This window comes from Gryllotalpicola koreensis (assembly GCF_039538185.1).
GTDB classification, from domain to species: Bacteria; Actinomycetota; Actinomycetes; order Actinomycetales; family Microbacteriaceae; genus Gryllotalpicola; species Gryllotalpicola koreensis.
Map to the genome: position 1 here is coordinate 161,345 of NZ_BAABBW010000005.1, position 21,978 is coordinate 183,322.

The 21,978-nt window shown below is 68.6% G+C and carries 21 protein-coding genes and 1 tRNA gene; 9 read left to right on the forward strand and 13 right to left on the reverse strand.

All coding sequences use genetic code 11. The features are described from left to right. Positions 1-75: 75 nt before the first annotated feature. Entirely contained in the window at positions 76-840 is a 765-nt protein-coding gene (locus tag ABD708_RS15215) for a helix-turn-helix domain-containing protein (RefSeq protein ID WP_344755964.1), read from the reverse strand. A gap of 119 nt (positions 841-959) precedes the next feature. Between ABD708_RS15215 and ABD708_RS19505 the strand changes: the two genes are divergently transcribed. Then, positions 960-1,220: a helix-turn-helix domain-containing protein gene (locus ABD708_RS19505; protein ID WP_425553317.1), complete on the forward strand. Its 261-nt coding sequence runs from the start codon at positions 960-962 to the stop codon at positions 1,218-1,220. Here the strand turns inward: ABD708_RS19505 and ABD708_RS15220 are convergent. Further along, positions 1,182-1,254, reverse strand: a tRNA-Lys gene (locus tag ABD708_RS15220). The two genes, ABD708_RS19505 and ABD708_RS15220, sit on opposite strands and share 39 nt — an antisense overlap. An 18-nt stretch (positions 1,255-1,272) precedes the next feature. Here ABD708_RS15220 and ABD708_RS15225 point away from each other — a divergent pair. From ABD708_RS15225 to ABD708_RS15235, 3 genes are read left to right on the forward strand one after another with little or no spacing between them, the layout of a single operon-like run. Further along, the gene (locus tag ABD708_RS15225; protein WP_344755966.1) at positions 1,273-2,157 is read left to right on the forward strand and encodes a DUF72 domain-containing protein; all 885 of its coding nucleotides are present in this window, start codon (positions 1,273-1,275) and stop codon (positions 2,155-2,157) included. After that, positions 2,154-2,933, forward strand: a complete 780-nt coding sequence (locus tag ABD708_RS15230; RefSeq protein WP_344755968.1) for an inositol monophosphatase family protein — start codon at positions 2,154-2,156, stop codon at positions 2,931-2,933. The genes ABD708_RS15225 and ABD708_RS15230 overlap by 4 nt, the downstream gene beginning before the upstream one ends. A gap of 21 nt (positions 2,934-2,954) precedes the next feature. Then, entirely contained in the window at positions 2,955-4,595 is a 1,641-nt protein-coding gene (locus tag ABD708_RS15235) for an APC family permease (protein ID WP_344755970.1), read from the forward strand. On the opposite strand, the gene ABD708_RS15240 is transcribed toward ABD708_RS15235, so the two are convergent. From ABD708_RS15240 to ABD708_RS15255, 4 genes are read right to left on the reverse strand one after another with little or no spacing between them, the layout of a single operon-like run. Beyond that, the gene (locus ABD708_RS15240) at positions 4,570-5,397 is read right to left on the reverse strand and encodes an ABC transporter permease (RefSeq protein ID WP_344755972.1); all 828 of its coding nucleotides are present in this window, start codon (positions 5,395-5,397) and stop codon (positions 4,570-4,572) included. The two genes, ABD708_RS15235 and ABD708_RS15240, sit on opposite strands and share 26 nt — an antisense overlap. Continuing rightward, on the reverse strand, positions 5,394-6,317 hold the full coding sequence (locus tag ABD708_RS15245; RefSeq protein ID WP_344755974.1) for an ABC transporter permease: 924 nt from the start codon (positions 6,315-6,317) through the stop codon (positions 5,394-5,396). Before ABD708_RS15245 ends, ABD708_RS15240 begins: the two co-directional genes overlap by 4 nt. A gap of 7 nt (positions 6,318-6,324) precedes the next feature. Further along, complete coding sequence (locus ABD708_RS15250) at positions 6,325-7,581, reverse strand: polyamine ABC transporter substrate-binding protein (protein WP_344755976.1); 1,257 nt, start codon at positions 7,579-7,581, stop codon at positions 6,325-6,327. Beyond that, entirely contained in the window at positions 7,578-8,750 is a 1,173-nt protein-coding gene (locus ABD708_RS15255) for an ABC transporter ATP-binding protein (RefSeq protein WP_344755978.1), read from the reverse strand. The genes ABD708_RS15250 and ABD708_RS15255 overlap by 4 nt, the downstream gene beginning before the upstream one ends. Positions 8,751-8,840: 90 nt before the next feature. On the opposite strand from ABD708_RS15255, the gene ABD708_RS15260 reads away from it, so the two are divergent. Then, a complete protein-coding gene (locus ABD708_RS15260; protein WP_344755980.1) occupies positions 8,841-10,268 on the forward strand; it encodes an NAD(P)/FAD-dependent oxidoreductase in 1,428 nt (475 codons plus the stop codon). 31 nt (positions 10,269-10,299) lie between these two features. Here the strand turns inward: ABD708_RS15260 and ABD708_RS15265 are convergent, their stop codons facing one another. Further along, the gene (locus ABD708_RS15265) at positions 10,300-11,403 is read right to left on the reverse strand and encodes an aldo/keto reductase (RefSeq protein ID WP_344755982.1); all 1,104 of its coding nucleotides are present in this window, start codon (positions 11,401-11,403) and stop codon (positions 10,300-10,302) included. A 110-nt stretch (positions 11,404-11,513) separates the two neighbouring features. Here ABD708_RS15265 and ABD708_RS15270 point away from each other — a divergent pair, with 110 nt between their 5' ends. Beyond that, positions 11,514-12,413 (forward strand): AraC family transcriptional regulator, encoded by a 900-nt coding sequence (locus ABD708_RS15270; protein ID WP_344755984.1) that lies wholly within the window; start codon positions 11,514-11,516, stop codon positions 12,411-12,413. A gap of 92 nt (positions 12,414-12,505) precedes the next feature. On the opposite strand, the gene ABD708_RS15275 is transcribed toward ABD708_RS15270, so the two are convergent. Together ABD708_RS15275 and ABD708_RS15280 are read right to left on the reverse strand one after the other, a co-directional pair. Further along, a complete protein-coding gene (locus ABD708_RS15275) occupies positions 12,506-13,246 on the reverse strand; it encodes a nucleotidyltransferase domain-containing protein (RefSeq protein WP_344755986.1) in 741 nt (246 codons plus the stop codon). A gap of 132 nt (positions 13,247-13,378) precedes the next feature. Beyond that, positions 13,379-14,299 (reverse strand): LLM class F420-dependent oxidoreductase, encoded by a 921-nt coding sequence (locus ABD708_RS15280; protein WP_344755988.1) that lies wholly within the window; start codon positions 14,297-14,299, stop codon positions 13,379-13,381. Positions 14,300-14,321: 22 nt separating this feature from the next. On the opposite strand from ABD708_RS15280, the gene ABD708_RS15285 reads away from it, so the two are divergent. Beyond that, positions 14,322-14,954: an antibiotic biosynthesis monooxygenase gene (locus tag ABD708_RS15285; protein ID WP_344755990.1), complete on the forward strand. Its 633-nt coding sequence runs from the start codon at positions 14,322-14,324 to the stop codon at positions 14,952-14,954. Here ABD708_RS15285 and ABD708_RS15290 read toward each other — a convergent pair. Next, a complete protein-coding gene (locus ABD708_RS15290) occupies positions 14,906-15,451 on the reverse strand; it encodes a cysteine hydrolase family protein (protein ID WP_344755992.1) in 546 nt (181 codons plus the stop codon). The two genes, ABD708_RS15285 and ABD708_RS15290, sit on opposite strands and share 49 nt — an antisense overlap. Then, positions 15,451-16,881 carry a purine-cytosine permease family protein gene (locus ABD708_RS15295; protein WP_344755994.1) on the reverse strand — a complete coding sequence of 477 codons (1,431 nt, stop codon included), beginning with the start codon at positions 16,879-16,881 and terminating at the stop codon, positions 15,451-15,453. The genes ABD708_RS15290 and ABD708_RS15295 overlap by 1 nt, the downstream gene beginning before the upstream one ends. A gap of 19 nt (positions 16,882-16,900) precedes the next feature. Between ABD708_RS15295 and ABD708_RS15300 the strand changes: the two genes are divergently transcribed. After that, the gene (locus ABD708_RS15300; protein ID WP_344755996.1) at positions 16,901-17,389 is read left to right on the forward strand and encodes an FBP domain-containing protein; all 489 of its coding nucleotides are present in this window, start codon (positions 16,901-16,903) and stop codon (positions 17,387-17,389) included. Between the two features lie 9 nt (positions 17,390-17,398). Here the strand turns inward: ABD708_RS15300 and aceB are convergent, their stop codons facing one another. Together aceB and aceA are read right to left on the reverse strand one after the other, a co-directional pair. After that, on the reverse strand, positions 17,399-19,033 hold the full coding sequence (aceB, locus tag ABD708_RS15305) for a malate synthase A (protein WP_344755998.1): 1,635 nt from the start codon (positions 19,031-19,033) through the stop codon (positions 17,399-17,401). A gap of 28 nt (positions 19,034-19,061) precedes the next feature. After that, positions 19,062-20,375 carry an isocitrate lyase gene (gene aceA / locus ABD708_RS15310; protein ID WP_344756000.1) on the reverse strand — a complete coding sequence of 438 codons (1,314 nt, stop codon included), beginning with the start codon at positions 20,373-20,375 and terminating at the stop codon, positions 19,062-19,064. A 147-nt stretch (positions 20,376-20,522) separates the two neighbouring features. Between aceA and ABD708_RS15315 the strand changes: the two genes are divergently transcribed. Then, the gene (locus tag ABD708_RS15315) at positions 20,523-21,977 is read left to right on the forward strand and encodes a helix-turn-helix domain-containing protein (RefSeq protein ID WP_425553308.1); all 1,455 of its coding nucleotides are present in this window, start codon (positions 20,523-20,525) and stop codon (positions 21,975-21,977) included. The last annotated feature ends 1 nt before the right edge of the window (position 21,978 follow it).

Consider the following 21,978-nt stretch of genomic DNA (forward strand, 5'->3'; position numbering starts at 1 on the left):
CCCACGTGAGCCACAGCGCGGCGGCGATGCCGAGGGCGACGAGCGCGCCGGCGGGCGTGGTGATCTCGTCGGGGCTCATGCGCGGGCCGCTCGTCGTGCTGCGCGCTCGGCGTTGTTCTCGTCGTCGCGTCGGTGCTCCCACGCCTCGAGGCGCACGGTGTACTCGATGGGCTCCTTGCTGAGCGCGTGGCCTTTGAGCAGGTGGCCGAGGGTGCAGTAGTGCGGGTTGACGGGGTCGGGCAGGTCGCGGCAGACGCGGTTGCTCATGTCGCCGATGTGCTCGACGTAGGGCCAGCTGTCCACAGCCTCGCGATCGCGCGTCGTGTGGTTACCTCTGGAAGGTGAGTTAACTGGTTCTTGTACGGTTCTATGAGCGACAACAGTTGTCGGCCCGCTCGACCTGGTTTCGTCGGCCCGCGACAAATCTGTCGGCCCGCTCAGCGACAAATCTGTCGGCCCGCTCAGCGACAAATCTGTCGGCCCGCTCGCGGACTTATCCACAGGGACCGGAAGCTGCTGCGCAACCGTCTCGACGCGTGCGAACTGCAGGTTGAGGTCGTAGACCGTCGGGCGCCGATCAGGACGGATATGGTCAACGAGACGCTGATCGCCGGGCTTGATCAGGCCAAGCACTTTGAGATCGCGGATCGCGCGTTCGATGGTGCGCTTGCTCGTGCCGAGCTCGACGGCGAGCTGTGCATTGTCGCGCCACGCACTCTTTCCCCATTGGTCGGCGTGGTCGGCGAGCTTGATCAGCACGCGGTAGGCGGAGGATGGAGCTACGTCCATTGGCAGGCTGGCTGCCCAGATGAATGCGTTGAGGCTCACGGTGACCTTCACTCGAAACTCACATACGCTTTTGCGTAAGCGGCTTCACTTCATCCGCAAATTCCCCAAAGTTCCGACATTCCGCACGGCGTGTCTGGAAATCCGTAAGTGAATGGCGATACTTTGGAGCCATGACACTCCTCGACAACGTCACGAAGTCGCTGCCGGCGCGACTCAAGGCGGCACGCACCCTGGCCGGCCTCGATCAGACACACATGGCGCAGCTGCTGAACGTGCGAATCGCCACGATAAGCAGCTGGGAGAACGGGCATACCGAACCGTCGTTCTCGCAGGTCGTGCGGTGGGTAAACGAAACCGGCGCCGATCTCGAATGGATCAGCGCCGGTGTTGAGTGCGCCCCCAGGGACTTGAACCCTGAACCCACTGATTAAGAGTCAGTTGCTCTGCCGATTGAGCTAGAGGCGCAGTGTGTTTTTCAACACTGTGAATTCCCCCGAACCGGGGAACCGCACGAACATCAACCTTAGCAAACCGGAAAGGCGGGCCAAAATCGAGACTCCCCTGCGCGACAGCACCACCGGCGGACGGCTGTTCATCGGCACCTCGGGCTGGCGCTACGCGTCCTGGCGCGGTGATTTCTATCCGAAAGGGCTCGTCCAGCGCCGCGAGCTCGAATATCTCTCGCGCCAGGTCAACTCGCTCGAGCTCAATGGATCCTTCTATTCGCTGCAGCGCCCCGAGTCCTACGACAACTGGCGCGAGCAGACCCCGCCCGGCTTCCGCTTCGCGGTCAAGGGCGGCCGGTACATCACGCACATGGTCGGTCCCGACAAGCTGCAGGCCGCGCTCGAGCGCTTCTTCGCGTCCGGAGTGACGCGCCTCGGCGACCGCCTCGGACCGATCCTGTGGCAGTTCCCGGCCCGACGCCGCTTCGACCCCGACCATCTCGAGACGTTCTGCGCCGCGCTCCCCCGCAGCCGGGACGGCAAACGGCTGCAGCACGCCATCGAGCCGCGGCACGACAGCTTCGCCGACCCACGGTGTGCGCAGATCATGAACAGGCACCGCATCGCACTGGCCGCTTCCGACGGAGCGGGCGAATGGCCGACGCTTTTCATGGACGCGGCAACGGATGCCACAGCCGGCCTGGTCTACGTCCGGCTGCACGGTCCGCACGAGCTCTACCACGGCGGCTACTCCGCCAAGGAGCTCGCGCAGTGGGCATCCGTCATCCGCGATCTCGCGACCCGCGGCGGCCGCGCGACCGCCCGCGACGCCTACGTCTATTTCGACAACGACGCCGACGGTCGCGCGCCGTACGACGCCCTCGCGCTGGCCGAGCTGATGGCCGATACCCTGGCAGGGTGACCGCCGACCTCGACTTCGCCCACCGATTGGCCGACGCGGCCGACGCCATCTCCTCCGCACGATTCCGCGCCAACGACCTGCGCATCGCGACCAAGGCGGATCGCACGCACGTGACGGATGCCGATCAGGCGGTCGAGCGCGCGATCCGCGAGCTCATCGCGGCCGAGCGGCCGGGTGATGCGATCTTCGGCGAGGAGTACGGCGTCGAGGGCGACTCGAACCGGCAGTGGATCATCGACCCGATCGACGGCACCGCCAACTATCTGCGCGGGGTGCCACTGTGGGGCACCCTCATCGCCCTCGCGGTCGACGGCGAGGTCGTCGCCGGGGTCGCAAGCATGCCGGCCCTGGGAGGCCAGCGCTGGTGGGCGGCGAAGGGCGAGGGCGCCTGGAAGCGCAGCGGCCGGGGCAGCGAACCCGAGCGGCTGCACGTCTCGGCGACGAGCCGCCTCGACGAGGCATCCGTCAGCTTTCAATCGATCCACCAATGGCGTGACGCGGGCTACCTCGACCAGCTGCTCGCCCTATTGAACGACGTCTGGCGCGACCGCGCCTACGGCGATCTGTGGTCCTACACACTGCTCGCCGAAGGGCTCATCGACATGGTCGGCGAGTTCGGCGTGAAGGCCTACGACGTGGCCCCGCTCGCCCTCCTCGTCGAAGAGGCGGGTGGGCGGTTCACGAGCGCGAACGGCGAGCCCGGACCGTGGCACGGCTCGGCGCTCGCCAGCAACGGCGTGCTGCACGACGAAGTGCTCGAGCGAATCCGGCGCTAGCGGGGCGGGTACCGCCTCGGCATGGAAACGGCGAGTGCGGTACGGGAATCCGTCCAGACGGAAGACAGCCATCTCAAGCAGCGACTCGGCTACTGGTCGCTCGTGGCGACCGGCATCGGCAGCGTCATCGGCTCGGGGTGGCTGTTCTCGGCGATGTACGCGGCGCAGACCGCCGGCCCCTCTGCGCTGATCGCCTGGGTGATCGGCGGCGCCGTGATGCTCGCGGTCGCCCTCGTCTTCGCCGAGCTGGGCATGGTGCACCCGGAGTCCGGCGGCCTGGTGCGCTACCCCCTGTATTCGAACGGCCGGTTCGCGGCGAGCATCGTCGGCTGGAGCATGTGGGTGACCTACGTCGCGAACCCGCCGACCGAGGCGGCCGGCGTGGTGCAGTACGCGAGCTCGTACATCCCCGGCCTGTTCCGGCACAGCCAGCTGACTTTCCTCGGCATCCTCATCGCCGTCGGCCTGATGGCCGTGTTCGTCGTCGTCAACTACTTCGGCGTGCAGTTCTTCGCGCGCAGCAACAACATCGTCACCTCGGTGAAGATCTTCATCCCGGTGCTCACGATCGTGATGCTCATCGCGAGCGGCTTCACCGGCAACGGCCACGCCGGCGGCCCGCACAACTTCGCCGCGGGCGGCGGCTTCGCGCCGTACGGCATCGGCGCCGCGCTCGGCACGATCGCGACGGCCGGCATGGTGTTCGCGTACACGGGATTCCGCAACATCGTCGAGCTGTCGGGCGAGGTGAAGAACCCGCGCCGCAACATCCCGGCCTCCCTCGTCACGACGATCCTCGCCGCGATCGTGCTGTATCTGCTGCTGCAGATCGCGTTCATCTTCGGTGTGCCGCAGCATCTGCTCGGCCACGGCTGGAGCGGCGTGAACTTCGACTCGCCGTTCGCGCAGCTCGCGATGCTGCTCGGCATGACGTGGCTGTACTGGATCCTGATCGCCGACTCGATGATCTCCCCTTCCGGCTCGGGGATCGTGTTCACCGCCTCCAACGCCCGCAACGTCTTCGGGCTGTCGAAGAACCGCTTCTTCCCCGGCTGGCTGTCGAAGGTGCACCAGGGCTCCGGCGTGCCGCGGCGCGCACTGCTCGTGAACTTCGTGGTCGGCATCCTGTTTCTGCTGCCGCTGCCGAGCTGGCATCAGATCATCGGCGTCACGGGAACGCTGATCGCCTTCACCTTCTCGATCGGCTCGGTCTCGCTCGTCGCGTTCCGGCGCGCCAGGATCGCGGACGCGGCCGATCGGATTCCCGGCATGATCGTCATCGCACCGTTCGCGTTCATCGTGAGCGGGCTGGTCATCTACTGGGTGCCGTGGTCCGAGCTGCTGCTCACCATGCCGATCGTGGCGGTCGGCCTCATCTGGTACGCCGTCACCTATGCCACGCAGCGGCACGGCTGGGGCGAGGTGAAGGGCGGCGTGTGGCTCGTCGCCTACCTCGCGGTGATGTACGGCATGTCGTTCATCGGCGACTACGGCGGTCTGAAGCTGATCGCCGAGCCGTGGGACTCGGTCGTCGTCGCCGCGCTGTCCGCGGCCCTGTACTTCTGGGGAACGCAGTCAGGCGTGCGCTACCTGCGCTCGCAGCCCGAGCTCGTCGAGGAGCTGCGCAATGGGCAGCTCAGCCGACGGGGCGCCGCCGGTTGAGCGCGCCGTTCAGCAGCGCGAGCAGCAGCCCGACCGCGAAGATGATCGTGCCCATGCACAGCACCTGCGGCGGCAGGCCCGTCTTCACGCCGTAGACGAACAGCGGGAACGTGGTCGCGGACCCCGCGACGAATGACGTGATGACGTAGTCGTCGATCGACATGGCGAGCGCGAGCATGAAGGATGCCACGATGCCGGGCATCATGATCGGCAGCGTGATGCGGAAGAACGCGTTCACGGGCGACGCGCCGAGGTCGGCGGCGGCCTGCTCGAGCGCCGTGCCGACGCCGGAGAGCCGGGCGCGCAGCGTCACGACGACGTAGGCGATGTTGAAGGTGACGTGCACGAGCAGGATCGTCGTGACACCCGTGTGCAGCCCGATCGACAGGAAGAACGACAGCGCGGCGGCGCCCACCACGATCGAGGGGGCGGCGATGTCGACGAACAGGATGCCGGTGAGCAGCCGCTTGCCCCAGAACCGGTGCCGCTCGAGCGCGAGCGCCAGCGGAGTGCCGACGATGACCGAGATGAGGCCGGAGGCGATCGCGATGACGATCGACAGCACGAACGCCTGCCACAGCCCCGACAGGTCGGCGAGGTGCGCGTAGTAGTTCAGCGTGAAGCCGTGCCACACGTAGGTGATGCGGTGGTTCGGCGCCGTATTGAAGCTGTAGACCACCATGACCGCGATCGGCACGAGCGTGATCGCGACGACCACCCAGTAGATGATCGGCAGCAGCGGGCGGCGGCGCGCTCGCGGGTTCAGGGGCAGCTCGCTCACGAGCTGGTTCGCGGCGGTCATACGAGGTCCTCGATGTTGTCGGTGCCGAACACCCGGGCATACGCGAACAGGATGATGCCGAGCGCGATCATCATGATCGTCGACAGCGCCGCCGCCACGTTGTACTCCTGCTGGGTCAGGTAGACGTTCTGGATCGCCTGGCCGAGCGTGTAGGTCGACTGCCCGCCGAGCAGGGACGGGTTGACCGGGTCGCCGACGGTGTCGATGAAGACGAGCAGGATGCCCGCGAAGATGCCCGAGCGCGACAGGGGCAGCGTCGTCCGGAAGAACACGGCCCGCTGGTTGCCATAGAGGTCCTGCGCAGCCTCGAACAGCCGCGGGTCGATGCGCTCGAGCGCGACGTAGATCGGCAGCACCATGAAGGCGAGATCGTTGTAGGCCATGCCGCCGATCACTGCGCCCGCCGTGCCGAGCACATGCGCGTCTGCGCCGACGAGGTGCAGGTTCCGCAGGAACGAGAGCACGGGGCCCTGCCCGCCGAGCAGGAACACCCACATGTTCGTGCGGATGATGAACGAGACGAAGAACGACAGCATGATGAGCAGCAGCAGGCCGTTCTTCCACCGCGCGCTCGCCCGGAACGCGAGGAAATACGCGACGGGGTACGCGACGACGATCGTGATGATCGTCGCCGTGGCGCCGAACAGCAGAGACCGCCCGAGGAACAGCAGATAGTTGACGTCGGCGCCGACGAAGATGTCGCGGTAGACACTCCAGTTCCAGGTGAGCTGGTAGCCCTGGTCGATGTTCCCCGTCATGAGCGAGACGAGCAGCTGGCTGATCAGCGGGATGAGGAACAGCACGATCAGCCACAGCGAACCGACCCCGCCGAGCAGGTACGGCGTCGCATAGCGCGCGAAGCGGCGGCCGCGCACCGGGGCGGGCGGCAGCGTCATCGCGGAGGTGTCGACGGCGGTCATCGGGCGGTCACGACTGGACGATCGGGTTGAACACGTCCTGCCACTTGTCGTAGTCCGAGCGGCCCTTGTAGACGTAGAACTCGTGCGACTGGCCGAGCTCCTCCGTCGACGGGAACACCAGCGGGCTGTTCGCCACGTCGGGGTCCTTGATCGTGTTCAGGATGTAGTCCTTCGCGGCGGGAACGGGGCAGACGTAGTTGACGTAGTCCTCGATGACCCCCGCGACGTCGGGCTGGTAGTAGTAGTCCATCCAGGTGAGGGCGTCGACGGGGTGCTCGGCCGTGATGGGGATGCACATGTTGTCGTGCCACATCATCTGCCCCTCCTTCGGCGTCACGTACTTGATCTCCTCGTGGCCGCCGGCCTGCACCTGGTAGATGTCGCCCGACCAGGCCTGGCTGATCCAGATGTCGCCGTTCTGCAGGGCATCCGTGTATCCCTGGTCGTAGAACTTGGCGATGTTCGGCTTGACCTTCTCGAGCCAGTCCCGCGCCTTCTGGAAGTCCGCCTGCGTGGCGTTCGTCGGCTCGACGCCGACCGCGAGCAGGGCGGCGTTGCCGAGCTCGCTCGTGTCGGAGAACATGCCGATCTTGCCCTTGAACTTCGGGTCGGCGAGATCGGCGAAGCTCGTGATCGGCCCGCCGGTGAGCTTCTCGTTGTATGCGAGGCCCGTGAAGCCCGTCTGCCACACCATGGAGTGCGCCGCACCCGGGTCATAGGCGGGCGACAGCACGGTGCGATCGGCGTTGGCCTTGAAGTTCGGGATCTTCGTCTGGTCGAGCTGCACGAGCCAGCCGTTGTTCAGCAGTTCGGTGAACTCCCACCCGTTCGTGATGACCATGAGGTCGTAGCCGATCGACTGGTCGCCCTTGAGCAGCGGCGAGATCTTGGCGTAGAAGGACGGGTTGTCCTGGATGACCTCTTTGTAGTTGACCTTGATGCCGGTCTTCTTGGTGAAGGCCGCGAGCGAGGCGCTCTTGCCGCTGTCGTCCTGGTCGATGTAGAGCGGCCAGTTGGCGAAGTTCAGCGTGCCGGTCTTCTTGTGGTCGGCCCAGTACTTGGTCCAGTCGGTGACGGCGCCGCCCGTCGACCCGCCGGCTTTCTGCGTGCCCTGGATGCCGCATGCCGCGAGCAGCGAGCTCAGCGCGATGGCTCCGGCGCCCATGCCCGCGCCGCGCAGCAGCGCTCGGCGGCTCATGCGCGATTGGGTGAGGCCGCGCATCAGCGCGGGGCTCTTCGAGGGGTCGATCGGGCTGCCGGTCATGCGGCCACCTCCTGTGCTTCGGGCTCGGCGTCTGGGGCCGGATTCGGGTTTGCGGGGTCTGACGGGGGAAGGAAGAAGCTCTGCGTGGCATCCCACGACACCTCGACCGTGTCGCCCGGGCGGATCGTGGTCTCGGTGCCGATGTTCTGCTTGAACGCGTGCAGCACGGTTCCCCACGGTGCCTGAAGGGTCGCCTCGGTGCTCGCGCCGAGGAAGGTCACGTCGGTGACGGTGGCGGTCGTGCGGTTCGGGCCGCCCGCGGTGGCGGCACCGGCGGGCAGGGGCGTGAGCTCGAGCTTCTCGGGGCGGATGCCGACCTTCCAGCCGGCCCCCGTCGGAGTGCTCGCCCCCGCGACCGAGACGGCGTTGCCGTCGGGGAGGCGGGCGCCTGAGGCATCCGTCGTCACCGGAAGCACGTTGCACGTGCCGAGGAATTCGGCCACGAACTGGGTCGCCGGCCGGTCGTAGACACGGTGCGGCGCGCCCATGTCCTCGATCAGTCCCTTGTTCATGACGGCCAGGCGGTCGGCCATCGACATGGCCTCGCCCTGGTCGTGCGTGACGTAGAGGAAGGTGATGCCGACCTCGCGCTGGATGCGTTTCAGCTCGAGCTGCATGCTCTTGCGGATCTTCGCGTCGAGCGCGCCCATCGGCTCGTCGAGCAGCAGCACCTTGGGGTGGTTGACGAGCGCGCGGGCGAGGGCGACGCGCTGCTGCTGGCCGCCGGAGAGCTGCAGCGGGCGGCGCGTGCCGAAACCGGAGAGGCCGACGAGGTCGAGGTACTCGAGTGCCCGTTTCTCGGCGTCGGCCTTCGCCACGCCCTTGCGGCGCAGGCCGAAGGTGACGTTGTCGAGCACGGTCAGGTGCGGGAACAGCGCGTAGCTCTGGAACACCGTGTTGACGTCGCGTCGGTGCGGCGGCAGCAGGGTGACGTCTTTGCCCTCGAGGCGGATGCGGCCTGTCGTCGGCAGCTCGAAGCCGCCGATCATGCGCAGGGTCGTGGTCTTGCCGCAGCCGGATGGCCCCAGCAGGGCGAAGAACTCGCCCGCCGCGAGTTCCAGATCGATGCGCTCGACCGCGACGGCATCGCCGAAGCGCCGGCTGACACCGTCGAGCGTGATGGCGGACTGCGCCGCGGCGGGGGCGGCAGCTGCGTCGGTTGTCGTCATGGTGACGGCATCCTAATCATGCGATTGTTTCGGTTCCAATACGGGAAGCCGAACTTGACAACGGAATCGTGACAAATAGTGTCGTGAGGCATGCGGAATCCATTGTTCGGGCGCGGAAACGACATCGTCTTCGAGCGTCAGGCCCCCGAACCGGCCGTGATTGCGCACGCCCTCGAGCGCACCGAACACCGGGTGTTCTGGCTCGATGATGCGGGCGACGCCGCCGCTTACCCGGCGCTGTCCGCGTGGCTCGACGTCGACCTCGCCGTCGTCGGCGGCGGTTATCTCGGCCTGTGGTCGGCCATCATGGCGAAGCAGCGCAACCCCGACGCGCGCGTCGTGCTGCTCGAGGGCCAGACCATCGGCTGGGCGGCCTCGGGGCGCAACGGCGGATTCGTCGAGGCGAGCCTGACCCACGGCGAGGGCAACGGCGAGAGCCGCTGGCCCGCCGAGATGGAGACGCTCACCCGCCTCGGCCTCGAGAACCTCGCCACGATGGAGCGGCAGGTCGCCGAGCTCGGCCTCGACTGCCAGTGGGAGCACAACGGATCGATCGACGTCGCGCTGGAGGAGCACCAGCTCGAGTGGCTCGAGCCGGACAAAGACGGATTCCTCGATCGGGCCGCCGTGCAGGGGAAGGTCGGCTCCCCCACCTATCTCGGCGGGCGCTACCACCACGACACGGCGCTCGTGCACCCCGCCCGGCTCGCGAAGGAGCTCGCCCGGGCTGCGGCCGAACTCGGTGTCGAGGTGTTCGAGAACTCGCAGGTCAACGGCCTCTCCGAGGAAAACGGGGCGGTCACGCTCACGACGGCGCGGGCCGGGGTGCGCGCCGCGCACGTGGTGCTCGCGACGAATGCGTTCCCGTCGCTGCTGAAGCGCTACCGGCTCTACACCGTGCCGGTGTACGACTATGTGCTCATGACCGAGCCGCTGTCTGCAGCGCAGCTCGCTTCGATCGGCTGGCAGGGGCGCGAGGGCATGGCGGACCTCGCGAACCAGTTCCACTACTACCGGCTCACCGCCGACAACCGGGTGCTGTTCGGCGGCTACGACGCCGTCTACCACTTCGGCCGCGAGGTGCGCGCCTCGTACGAGGACCGCACCGAGACCTTCCGCACCCTCGCCTCGCACTTCTTCACGACGTTCCCGCAGCTCGAGGGGCTGCGGTTCACGCATCGCTGGGCGGGGGCGATCGATACCTCGAGCCAGTTCTGCGCGTTCTTCGGCCTCGATCTCGGCGGTCGGGTCGTGAGCGCCGCCGGGTTCACCGGCCTCGGCGTCGGCGCGACGCACTTCGCCGCGGAGGTGCTGCTCGACCGGCTCGCGGGCCTCACCACCGAGCGCACCGAGCTCGAGATGGTGCGCCGCAAGCCGCTGCCGTTCCCGCCTGAGCCGTTCGCCGCGGCCGGCATCGCGGCCACGAAGTGGGCGATGGACCGCGCCGACCACCACGAGGGGCGCCGCAACCTGCTGCTGCGCACGCTCGACGCGGTCGGCCTCGGCTTCGACAGCTGACGCGGGCGGCGCGCCGCCCCTACCCAGAGGCTCAGTAGCGGGTCGCGCTCTGCTCCAGCATCGGGAAGCGCGGGTGCGCGACGCCGTCGACCGTCGCGCCGTTGTACTGCAGCACCGGCGCGAGGTGGCGGTTGTTCTCGATCGGGAACGGGAGGTGGGGTGCGGATGCCTCATCCAGAGCGCGCCGCGCATCGGCCGGCAGCTCGAACGAGAACGAGGCGAGGTTCGCCTCGAGCTGGTGCATCGTGCGGGCGCCGAGCAGCGTCGAGGTGATGCCCGCGCTGTCGCGCACCCAGGCCAGCGCGACCTCGGCGGCGCTGCGTCCCAAGTCGGCCGCGACCTCGTTCAGCGCGTCGATCACCACGTAGTCCCCGGCACGCGGCGCCCCGACGAGATCGCCGCGGGCCGTGTCGACCCGCTGTCCGGCGGTCGCCGACGAGAACTTGCCGCTCAGCCACCCGCTCTTGAGCGGCCCCCAGGCGAGCGCGCCCATGCCGAGGTCGCGAGCCATCGGAAGCAGCTCGGCCTCGGGCGTGCGCTCGAGCAGGGAGTACTCGAGCTGCAGCCCGACGATCGGTGCCCAGCCGCGGAACTGCGCCGTGATCGCGGCGGCCGCCGTCGACCAGGCCGGCACATCGGAGAATCCTAGGTACCTGACCTTCCCCGCCGTCACGAGGTCGTCGAGAGCGCGCAGCGTCTCCTCGCGCGGGGTCGTCGTGTCGAAATTGTGCAGCCAGTAGAGGTCGACGTAGTCCGTGCGCAGACGGCGCAGCGAGTCCTCGAGCTGGTGCATGATCGCCTTCCGGCTCGCACCGCCGCCGTTCGGGTCACCGGTGTGCAGATTGGCGAAGAACTTGGTGCCGACGACGAGCCGGTCGCGGTGGGCGCGGTGCGCGTCGAGCCACTGGCCGACGATCGCCTCACTGTGCCCGTTCGTGTAGATGTTCGCCGTGTCGATGGAGTTCCCGCCGGCGTCGACGTAGCGGTCGAGCATCGCGAGGGATGCCTCGACCGAGGCGCCCCAGCCGTTGTCCTCGCCGAAGGTCATCGTGCCCAGCGTCGCCGGGCTGAGGTGCAGGCCGGAACGGCCCAGGGTGGTGTAGTTCGTCAACGCGGCGTCAGTCAATTCGGTCATGCGTTCAGCCTCCGCCGAGCCGCCTCGCCACCCTAGACCGATCGGCGCAGCCTCTTGCCTGATCCGCTCAAGAGCGCCCAAAGCAGGCATCCGCGTGCTTCACTCGAACCATGACGGCACTCGAGAGCCTGCGCGAACTCGTCGCCGCTCGCGCCGCGCAGCCCGCGACGCCGACGTGGGTCGACGGCATGTCGCTGTTCCGCACCACCACGCCGACCCAACCGCTCGGCGGCATCAGCCGCGCGAACCTCGCCCTCGTGCTGGGCGGGGCGAAGCGCTCCTCGCTGGGCGAGCGGGTCTACGACTACCGTGCTGGCCAGTTCCTGATCGTCACGGTGGATCTGCCGCTGTCCTCCCAGATCGTGGAGGCCTCGGTCGGGCATCCGTTCGTCGCCCTCGGCATGCCGCTGCAGCCGGAGCTCATTTCCTCGCTGCTGCTCGAGGCGCAGGGCACCGACCCGCGCGTGCGAGCGGAGGCCGAACTGCCCGGCCTCGCCGTGAGCGACGCCGACGACGAGCTGCTCGGCGCGATCGAGCGGCTGTTGCGGCTCGCGGACCGACCGCTCGACTACCGGGTTCTCGCGGCGGGCATCAAGCGGGAGATCCATTGGCGGCTTCTCACCGGCCCGCAGGGCGCGCTCGTGCGCCAGTTCGGGCTGCCGGATTCCCGGCTCAGCCTCGTCGGCAAGGCGGTTGCCTGGCTGCGCGCGAACCTCGACGCGCCGCTGCGCGCCGACGAGCTCGCCGCCCTCGTCGGGCTGAGCGTCTCGTCACTCAACCGCTACTTCCGCGCGGTCACCTCGATGAGTCCCCTGCAGTATCAGAAGACGCTGCGCCTGCAGCAGGCCCGCCTCTCGCTGCTCGCGGTGCCCGGCGACGTCGCGCGCGTCGGCCACGCCGTCGGCTACCAGTCCCTCTCGCAGTTCAGCCGGGAGTACAAGCGCATGTTCGGCGCGCCGCCCTCCGAGGACGCCACCCGCCTGCAGACGGCAGAGCTCGTCGCCGAGTGAGGCGCCTCCGCGCGCCGCACGATTTGTCACCCGACGCACGATTGGTCACCCCTCAGCGCCAACCAGATGTGCCAGATCGTGCGTTCCGTGCCCTAGCCGCGCGTACTCGGAACCAGGATGCGGAGATCTTCACCCCAGGAGCTGACCACATGGTCGTGCCCGCGTGAGCGCGCATGACCGACAAGTCGACGGCCGAGTTCCGCGCTGGCGGAGAGGTCGCCGCGTGCAACCGCCTCGAACAGGTTCAACGGATACTCGCTGGTGCCGGCGATGAGCGGAAACCTCTCGAGTTCCCAGGCGAGGCACTTGTTGAACGGCCGGATGCGGGCCTCCAATGCAAAGGCCGCAGTCAGCCCGAATGCGAGGCTCTCGCTGGCATCCATCAATGCCGCCCACGGGCGTCGATCGCGGTCGCTTTTCGCCGCGCGAACCGCGAGGTTCAGGTACCCGTCAAGCTGATCCTCGGCGACCCTTATCGCTTCGTCTGGGCTCAACGTGGCCTGACCGTGCACCCACTCCTCAAGCTCTCCCTGGCTGCGATCAAAGAGGATCTGCGCGTGCGCGAACGCATAGCGGTTGTACCAGCTCTCGAAATCCGTCCACGGCAGGGCCGGGGCCGCAACCTGCTCCTTGGTGTACACGCCGATATCGACGCCGCCTGTTCGCAGGAGGGAAACCCGGCCCGGGTCCTCCGTGACCACCAGAACGTCCACGTCGGAATGCGCCGTCGCCATCCCATCTCGGGCTTGCGACCCTGTGAGCAAAACTCCGAGGACACTTGGCTCGGCGCGAACCTTCCGCAGAAGGTCAGAGAGTGTGTCAGCAACGCCCATGGGCCAATCCTCGGTTTCGATGTGACGCCTGCCGCGCACACAGGCGGAGATCCTTGGCTCGTAGACCGTCTTATCGCGATGAAGGCGGCGTGTCGTCAGGAATCTTCGCCCGTGTGCGACGTCGGTCTCTGATCACGCGAAGTGCGGCATGACCTCGCTCGCGACGAGGTCGAGCTGCTCGAGCTCCCTGATGTCCCAGAGCTGGAGGTAGACGCGGCTGATGCCGAACTCCGTGAGGCGGCCGATCTGGTCGACGAGCTGCTGCGGGCTGCCGTACCAGCCGGACTCCGCGAGCTCCTTCGGGTCGCGGCCGACGCGCTGTGCGAGAGCGGATGCCTCGGCCTCGGTCGTCCCCACGGCGAGTGTGCGCGCGACCGAGTAGACCAGCGACTCGGGGTCGCGCCCCGCGGCTTCAGCGGTGGCGCGCACGCGCTCGACGTTGGTCTTCAGCGCGGCATCCGCCGTGAAGTTGGTGTTGTACTCGGCGGCGTACTTCACCGCGAGCGCCGGGGTCTTCGCAGCCCCGCTGCCGCCGATGATGATCGGCACGGGGCTCTGCACGGGCTTCGGCAGGGCGGGCGAGTCGACGATCGTGTAGTGCTCCCCCGAGAACGAGAACCGCTCACCGACCGGCGTGCCCCACAGGCCGGTGATGACCGCCAGCTGCTCCTCGAACGGGCCGAACTTCTTGGCGGGGAACGGCACGCCGTAGGCCTCGTGCTCGCGCTGGAACCAGCCGGCGCCGAGGCCCAGCTCGACGCGGCCGCCGGACATGTCGTCGACCTGCGCGACCTGCACGGCGAGCAGGCCGGGGTGGCGGAAGGTCGCAGAGGTGACCAGCGTGCCGAGGCGGATGCGGGAGGTCTCGCGCGCGATGGCGCCGAGCGTCACCCACGAGTCGGTCGGGCCGGGCAGCCCGTCGCCGGCCATCGCGAGGAAGTGGTCGCTGCGGAACAGCGCGTCGTAGCCGAGCGCCTCCCCCTTCTGCGCGACGGCGAGCTGAGTCTCATAAGTAGCGCCCTGCTGGGGCTCGATGAAGATCCGGAAGTCCACGAGCCGAGCCTAGGCTCAATCCATGTCTCCAAAAGAGCTCCATGCCGATTCCCTGCCCATCACCGTCAGCATCACCCGGCTCGTCAAGCCCGAGAAGATCCCCGAGGCGACGCGCTGGGTCCAGGCCGGCGTCAACCTCGCCAACCGCTATGACGGATTCCTCGGCTCCGGCTGGGTGCGCGGCACCGCCGACGGCGAGGACTGGCACATGCTCTACCGCTTCGCCGACCGCGCGCGGCTCGACGCATGGGAGAACTCGGCCGAGCGCGCCGAGTGGCTCGAGCGGGGCCGCGAACTCGTCACCCACCAGCGCACGGAGCGCCGCACCGGCATCGAGGGCTGGTTCGACGCGCCGCAGGACGGGACCGGCGCGCTCGCGCTCACCGCTCCCGCCGCTCCCCCGCCGTGGAAGCAGACGATCGCGATCTGGTGCGGCTTCTTCCCCGTGAACACCGCGTTCACCTACGTGATCTCGTGGCTGTGGCCGAGCTTCGGGCTGCTGCCGATCTGGCTGCGCTGCCTCATCTCGACGGCCGTGCTCTGCCCGATCATGGTGCCGTTCGTGCTGCCGCTCGTCACCGGCTGGCTGAAGCCGTGGCTGATGGCTCAGCCGAGAAGGGCGTCGACGTCGGTCAGCTCGATCAGCGGCGCATAGAGCGCCATCGCGTCGAGCGCCCGCTGGTGATCGGCGGCGGATGCCCCGGCGCAGGCATCCGTCGGCACAATCACGTGCACCCCGTCGTCGGCCGCGGGCAGCGCGGTCGAGATCACGCAGCAGTCCGTCGAGACGCCGGTGAGCACGATCTCGTCGGCGCCGTTCAGGGCCGCCTTCAGCTCGAGGCCCCACTTGCCGAAGGTTTCGCGCGTGACGACCGGGCGCCCCACCGCGAGCCCCTCGATCTCGGGCGTGAAGGCATAGAGCGCGTCGGTCGGAGGCACGAGCGCGAAGGGCCACTGCTCGAAATACGGCACCCAGGCACCGCGCGGCTCGGCCGGTGCGACGTAGCGCGTGAACACGACGCGGTGGCCGAAGGCGGGCAGGAGGCGGCGGATGCCCGCACTCGCGGTCGCGTAGTCGGGTGACGCCCACGGCGAGCCCTGCGCGAAGACGTTCTGCATGTCGACGACGACGAGCCAGGCATCCGTTCGCATCAGCGTGCCTCTTGCTTCGCGACCCGGCGCGGGTTCGCAATGGTGCCCACGAATCCGATCACCAGGGCAGCGAGCACGCCGAGGTTGGCGCCGCCCCACGTGCCCTTGGCGCCGCCGAGCAGGTAGCCCATCCAGGGGAAGGTGACGACGAGGCCCCAGCCGACCGCCGTGCCGACGACGACGAGTCCGATCGCGACCCAGTTCACGCGGCCGTAGCGGCCGCGAGGAAGGTAGAGCTCGTTCTGCGCGTAGTCACGGCGACGCAGCAGGATGTCGGCGAGCATCACCCCCGCCCACGCGGCGATCGGCACGCCGAGGGTGATCAGGAAGTTCTGGAACGGGCCGCTGAAGTCCTGCGCGAAGAAGACGATGTAGATCGCGCCGAGCGTCATGATGACGCCGTCGACGAGGGCGGCGGCGTAGCGGGGGATGCGCACGCCGACCGCGAGCAGCGCGAGCCCCGACGAATAGATGTCGAGCGCCGCACCGCCGATCAGACCGAGCGCGGCGACGATGAGGAACGGGATCAAGAACCAGGTCGGCGCGATGGTCGCGAGCCCGCCGACCGAGTATGCGCCGACGGCCTCGTTGAGCTTGGGCGACGAGCCGGCCAGCAGCACGCCGAACACCAGCAGCACGACGGGGGCGAGCGCGCCGCCGAAGGTGGTCCAGAACACGATGCCGGGGCCGGATGCCCTCCGCGGCAGGTACCGCGAGTAGTCCGCCGCCGCATTCACCCAGCCGAGGCCGAAGCCCGTCATCATGAACACGAAACCGCCGATGACGGCAGCGGCGCTGCCCGAGGGAAGCGCTGCGACGGCACGCAGGTCGATGTGCGGCAGCACGAGCACGAAGTAGACGATCGTGAGCACGCCGGTGATGACCGTGATCCACACCTGCAGGCGCATGATCAAGTCGAAGCCGTAGACGCCGGCGGCGATGACGAGCAGCACGACGACGACCAGTGCCACGACCTCGGTAGCCGTGCCGCCACCCCAGCCGAGCAGCTTGAACACCTCGCTCGTCGAGAACACCGCCGTCGCGACGAGGATCGTCTCCCACCCCACGGTGAGCACCCACGACAGCACGGCCGAGAGACGGTTGCCGTCGATGCCGAAGGCCGCGCGCGAGAGCACCATCGTCGGCGCCGAGCCGCGCTTGCCCGCCAGCGAGATGAAGCCGCAGAACAAGAAGGAGACGACGATGCCGAGGATGCCGACGATCGTCGCCTGCCAGAACGAGACGCCGAAGCCGAGCAGGAAGGCGCCGTAGCTCAGCCCGAGCACCGAGACGTTCGCGCCGAACCAGGGCCAGAACAGGCTCGCGGGGCGCCCCCTGCGCTCCGACTCCGGAATGGGGTTGAGGGCGTTGAGTTCGACGTTGAGGCGCGCGGGTGCGGCATCCCTGGTGCCCTCTGCAATGTCAGCCATGTGGTTAGGCTGGCACATCATGAGGCCTCTGACCGAGGAAGACATCCGCAGCGCGTTCGTGAACGCGACAGAAGATCAACTCGAGCGCCTGCCCATGCCGGGACTGCACGAGACCATCTGGAATGACCGCGAGTTCCTCGGCTGGCGCGACGGGCAGGCGGCGCAGCTCGGCTACCTCGTGCACTGGGACCAGAGCGAGGAGCGCCCTGTCGGCATCGTGGTGCGCGCCGCGAGCGGCTCGATGCGCGCCGGCATCGCCGCGATGTGCTCGTTCTGCCACTCGCCGCAGCCCGCGACGCAGGTGCGCCTGTTCTCGACGCCGCGCGCCGGCGAGGCCGGCCGCAACGGCGACACCCTCGGGACCTACATCTGCGAGGACCTGGCGTGCTCGCTGCTGATCCGCCGGCAGCCGCCGCACCTGAACCCGCCGCAGCTGATCGCCCGTCGTGGGGCCGATCTGCTGCAGCGGGTCAGGAGCTTCACCGGCAACGTGATGAAGACGGCGTAGCGGCCGTGCTCACGCGGCGACCTTGACGGATGCCGAGCGGAGGTCCTCCGACAGGTAGTCCGCGTATGCCCCCGTCGTGAGGAACAGCGGGAACTCGGAGCCGAGTGTCACGTCGGCGAACACGCGCGCCGCGTCGAGGTAGCGGTCGCCCTCGAAGGCCGGCAGCTCGGCGAGCACGTCGTCGAGCACGCTCTCGACGAGCTCCGCCGTCACGGGCGTCCCCTCGGCGGTCACGACGCCCTGGCGGATCCACTGCCACAGCTGCGAACGGCTGATCTCGGCCGTCGCCGCGTCCTCCATGAGGTTGTCGATCGCGGCGGCGCCGTTGCCGCGCAGCCAGCTCTCGATGTAGCGCAGCCCGACGGACACGTTGGTGCGCACTCCTGCGTCGGTGACCGTGCTACCAGGAATCCGCAGGTCGATGAGCTGGGATGCCTCGACGTGCACGTCCTCGCGCAACCGGTCGAGCTGGTTCGGCCTGTCGCCGAGCACCCGGTCGAACTGGGCGCGCGCCACCGGCACGAGGTCGGGGTGCGCGACCCAGGAGCCGTCGAAGCCGTCGTCGGCCTCCCGGCCTTTGTCGTTCGAGACCTGCTCGAACGCCCGCGCGTTCGCCTCCGGGTCCCGCCGGTTGGGGATGAAGGCGCTCATGCCGCCGATGGCATATGCACCCCGCTTGTGGCAGGTGGCGACGAGCAGCTCGGTGTACGCCCGCATGAACGGCACCGTCATCGTGACCTGCGCGCGGTCGGGCAGCACGAAGGCGGGGCCGCGGTCGCGGAAGTTCTTGATGACGCTGAAGATGTAGTCCCAGCGGCCGGCGTTGAGGCCGGAGCAGTGCTCGCGCAGCTCGTACAGGATCTCGTCGAGCTCGAACGCCGCCGTGATCGTCTCGATCAGCACGGTCGCGCGAATGGTGCCGTGCTCGAGCCCCAGCGCGTTCTCGGTGAAGGTGAACACGTCGTCCCACAGCCTGGCCTCGAAGCGGTTCTCGATCTTCGGCAGGTACAGGTACGGCCCGGTGCCGCGTGCGATCAGCTCGTGCGCGTTGTGGAACATGTAGAGCCCGAAGTCGACGAGCGAGGCGGATGCCGGGGCGGCGGTGCCCGGACCGTCGACGTACTTCAGGTGGTTCTCCTTGAGGTGCCAGCCGCGCGGCCGGAACACGATCGTCGGCGTCGTCTCGCCGAGCCGATACTCCTTCCCCTCCGGGCTCGTGAAGTCGACCTGCCGGCGGATCGCGTCGAACAGGTTCGTCTGCACGGCGATCACGTTGGCCCAGGTGGGCGACGACGCGTCCTCGGCGTCGGCGAGCCACACCTTGGCGCCCGAATTGAGCGCGTTGACGGTCATCTTGCGATCGGATGCTGGTCCGGTGATCTCGACCCGGCGGTCCTCCAGCCCGGGGCCTGCGCCGGCGACGCGCCAGCTCGTGTCCTCGCGAATCCGCCGTGTCTCCGGCGGGAACTCGGGGTCGATGCCGCGGCCGATGTCGTCGACGCGGATGCGGCGCTCGCGGATCCGCTCGGAGCGGCGCCCCGCGAACACGCTGTGCAGCTGGGCGAGGAAGGCGAGCGCCTCCGGCGTCAGGATCTCCTCCTGCCGCGGGGCGGGCTCACCGGCGAATTCCATGTGCTTGGTCATGATGTGCTCCCTGTTCATTCGGGGCGGTTCAGTGGAACTGCTCTGACTCGGTGGAGCCGACGAGAGCGAGGGTCGAGGCGGTCGGGTTGAGCGCCGTCGCGATGCGGTCGAAGTAGCCGGTGCCCACTTCGGCCTGGTGCTTGGTGGCGGTGTAGCCGCGCGCCTCTGAGGCGAACTCCGCCTCCTGCAGCTCGACGTAGGCCGACATCTGGCGGTCCTTGTAGCCGTGCGCGAGGTCGAACATCGAGTGGTTCAGGGCGTGGAAGCCGGCGAGGGTGATGAACTGGAACGCGTAGCCCATCGCCGACAGCTCGCGCTGGAACGACGCGATCTGGTCGTCGTCGAGGTGCGCGCGCCAGTTGAAGCTCGGCGAGCAGTTGTAGGCGAGCTGCTGCTCGGGGTAGATGTCGTGGATCGCCTCGGCGAAGGTGCGCGCGAGCTCGAGGTCGGGCTTGCTCGACTCGACCCAGAGCAGGTCGGCGTAGGGCGCGTAGGCGAGGCCGCGGCCGATGACGGGGCGGATGCCGTTCTCGACCTCGTAGAAGCCCTCCGCGGTGCGCTCGCCCGTGAGGAACTCGCGATCCCGCTCGTCGACGTCGCTCGTGAGCAGCGTCGCCGCCAGGGCATCCGTGCGCGCGATGATGACCGACGGCACTCCCGCGACGTCCGCCGCGAGCCGCGCCGCGTTCAGGGTGCGGATGTGCTGCGACGTCGGCACGAGCACCTTGCCGCCCATGTGGCCGCACTTCTTCTCGCTCGCGAGCTGGTCCTCCCAGTGCACTCCCCCTGCACCCGCCTGGATCATCGCCTGCATCAGCTCGTAGGCGTTCAGCGGCCCGCCGAAGCCGGCCTCGGCATCCGCGACGATCGGCACGGTCCACTCGCGGCTCGCCTGCCCTGTCTCGCTGAACTCGATCTGCGCCGAGCGCAGCAGCGCGTTGTTGATACGGCGCACGACGGCGGGCACCGAGTTCGCGGGGTAGAGGCTCTGATCGGGGTAGGTCTGGCCCGCGAGGTTCGCGTCGGCCGCGACCTGCCAGCCCGAGAGGTAGATGGCGTCGAGGCCGGCCTTGACCTGCTGCACGGCCTGATTGCCCGTGAGGGCGCCGAGGGCGGCGACCCAGTACGACGGGTCCTCGCCGCTCTTCTGGATGAGCTCCCAGAGGCGCTCGGCGCCGCGGCGGGCGAGCGTCGCGTCCTCGCGGACGGGGCCGCGCAGCGCGATGACGTCCTCCGCGGTGTAGTCGCGGGTGGTGTTGGACCAGCGCGGATCTGTGGCCCACTCCGCCTCGAGGTCGATCGCGGTCTGGGTCTGGTCGCCAGGTCGGATGCCATTGAACATGTCGTCTCCTTCGACTCGGTTTTGATGCCTGGAACCACCATCACCCGCGGAAAACCGCCCGTGAAGGAATCCATTTGCAGAAATTCTGCGTTTTTTCTACCGATCAGAAGGCTGACGGATGCCGCAGCGGCGCTCATGATGAATGACATGGACTCGCTTACGATCGGCCGCCGCATCCGCCAGCTCCGCGGCGAGCGCGGCCTCACCCTCGAGTCGCTCGCCTCGGCGATCGACCGCGCGCCGAGTCAGCTCTCCGTCATCGAGAACGGCCGCCGCGAGCTCAAGCTCAGCGAGGTGAACCGGCTCGCCGAGGCGCTCGGCGTCGAGGTCGACGCGCTGCTGTCGAGCGAGCCGCCGTCGAAGCGCGCCGGCCTCGAGATCGCGCTCGAACGGGCGCAGCGCGGGCCGCTGTTCGCCTCGCTCGGGCTCGCCCCGCTGCCGCTGCGGAAGAGCCTGTCCGACGAGGCGATCGAGACGATCCTCGCGCTGCACGGCGAGCTGGAGCGGCTGCACACCGAGCGGGCGGCGACCCCCGAGGAGGCGCGGCGCGCGAACACGGAGCTGAGGCGCGAGCAGCGGGCCAGGAACAACTACTACCCGGTGCTCGAGCAGGCGGCCCGCGAGCTGCTCACCGCGATCGGCCACCGCGGCGGCCCGCTCTCGCAGCGCGCGGCGGGCGAGCTCGCGACGCACCTCGGTTTCTCGCTGCACTACGTGCACGACCTGCCCGCGTCGACGCGCAGTGTCACGGACCGCGAGCACGGCCGCATCTACCTGCCGATCAAGCAGTCGGGCACCGACCCGCGCACGGCGCTGCTGCAGGCGCTCGCCGCCCACGTGCTCGGCCGCCCCGAGCCGAAGGACTACGGCGAGCTGCTGCGGCAGCGCGTCGAGACGAACTACCTGGCGGGGGCGCTGCTCGTGCCGGAGGACAGCGCCGTCGAGTTCCTCCAGAGCGCGAAGAAGGCGCGCGAGCTCTCGGTCGAGGACCTGCGCGACGCCTTCGCGGTCTCGTACGAGACGGCCGCCCACCGCTTCACGAACCTCGCCACCGAGCACCTCGGCATCCCGGTGCACTTCATCAAGGTGCACTCCTCCGGTGCGATCTCGAAGGCGTACGAGAACGACGACGTGCTCTTCCCGACGGATGCCCTGGGCTCCGTCGAGGGCCAGCAGGTGTGCCGCTACTGGAGCGCGCGCCAGGTGTTCGAGCGCGACGACCGGCTCTCGCCGTACCACCAGTACACCGACAAGCCGGTCGGCTCGTACTGGTGCACCTCGAAGATCGAATCGGCGGCGAACGGCGACTTCTCGGTGTCGGTCGGCACCCGGTTCGCCGACTCGAAGTGGTTCCGCGGCCGCGACACGACCGTGCGGCTCACCTCGACCTGCCCCGACCCCGCCTGCTGCCGCACGCCGGACGCGGCGCTCGCCGCCCGCTGGAGCGACAACGCCTGGCCGAGCGCGCGCCTCAACTCCTCGCTGCTCGCCGCGATGCCGACCGGCACCTTCACGGGTGTCGACCGCGTGGCGGTGTACGAGTTCTTGGAGGCGCATGCGCCGCACGATGGGCAGAGCGGACACTCCCCCGCCGCGGGCTGAT

Coding starts and splice junctions, on each gene's coding strand:
- ABD708_RS19505 (WP_425553317.1), top strand. CDS start 960: ATGACACTCCTCGACAACGTCACGAAGTCGCTGCCGGCGCGACTCAAG.
- ABD708_RS15235 (WP_344755970.1), top strand. CDS start 2,955: ATGGAAACGGCGAGTGCGGTACGGGAATCCGTCCAGACGGAAGACAGC.
- ABD708_RS15240 (WP_344755972.1), bottom strand. CDS start 5,397: ATGACCGCCGCGAACCAGCTCGTGAGCGAGCTGCCCCTGAACCCGCGA.
- ABD708_RS15245 (WP_344755974.1), bottom strand. CDS start 6,317: ATGACCGCCGTCGACACCTCCGCGATGACGCTGCCGCCCGCCCCGGTG.
- ABD708_RS15250 (WP_344755976.1), bottom strand. CDS start 7,581: ATGACCGGCAGCCCGATCGACCCCTCGAAGAGCCCCGCGCTGATGCGC.
- ABD708_RS15255 (WP_344755978.1), bottom strand. CDS start 8,750: ATGACGACAACCGACGCAGCTGCCGCCCCCGCCGCGGCGCAGTCCGCC.
- ABD708_RS15260 (WP_344755980.1), top strand. CDS start 8,841: ATGCGGAATCCATTGTTCGGGCGCGGAAACGACATCGTCTTCGAGCGT.
- ABD708_RS15265 (WP_344755982.1), bottom strand. CDS start 11,403: ATGACCGAATTGACTGACGCCGCGTTGACGAACTACACCACCCTGGGC.
- ABD708_RS15270 (WP_344755984.1), top strand. CDS start 11,514: ATGACGGCACTCGAGAGCCTGCGCGAACTCGTCGCCGCTCGCGCCGCG.
- ABD708_RS15275 (WP_344755986.1), bottom strand. CDS start 13,246: ATGGGCGTTGCTGACACACTCTCTGACCTTCTGCGGAAGGTTCGCGCC.
- ABD708_RS15285 (WP_344755990.1), top strand. CDS start 14,322: ATGTCTCCAAAAGAGCTCCATGCCGATTCCCTGCCCATCACCGTCAGC.
- ABD708_RS15290 (WP_344755992.1), bottom strand. CDS start 15,451: ATGCGAACGGATGCCTGGCTCGTCGTCGTCGACATGCAGAACGTCTTC.
- ABD708_RS15295 (WP_344755994.1), bottom strand. CDS start 16,881: ATGGCTGACATTGCAGAGGGCACCAGGGATGCCGCACCCGCGCGCCTC.
- ABD708_RS15300 (WP_344755996.1), top strand. CDS start 16,901: ATGAGGCCTCTGACCGAGGAAGACATCCGCAGCGCGTTCGTGAACGCG.
- aceB (WP_344755998.1), bottom strand. CDS start 19,033: ATGACCAAGCACATGGAATTCGCCGGTGAGCCCGCCCCGCGGCAGGAG.
- aceA (WP_344756000.1), bottom strand. CDS start 20,375: ATGTTCAATGGCATCCGACCTGGCGACCAGACCCAGACCGCGATCGAC.
- ABD708_RS15315 (WP_425553308.1), top strand. CDS start 20,523: ATGGACTCGCTTACGATCGGCCGCCGCATCCGCCAGCTCCGCGGCGAG.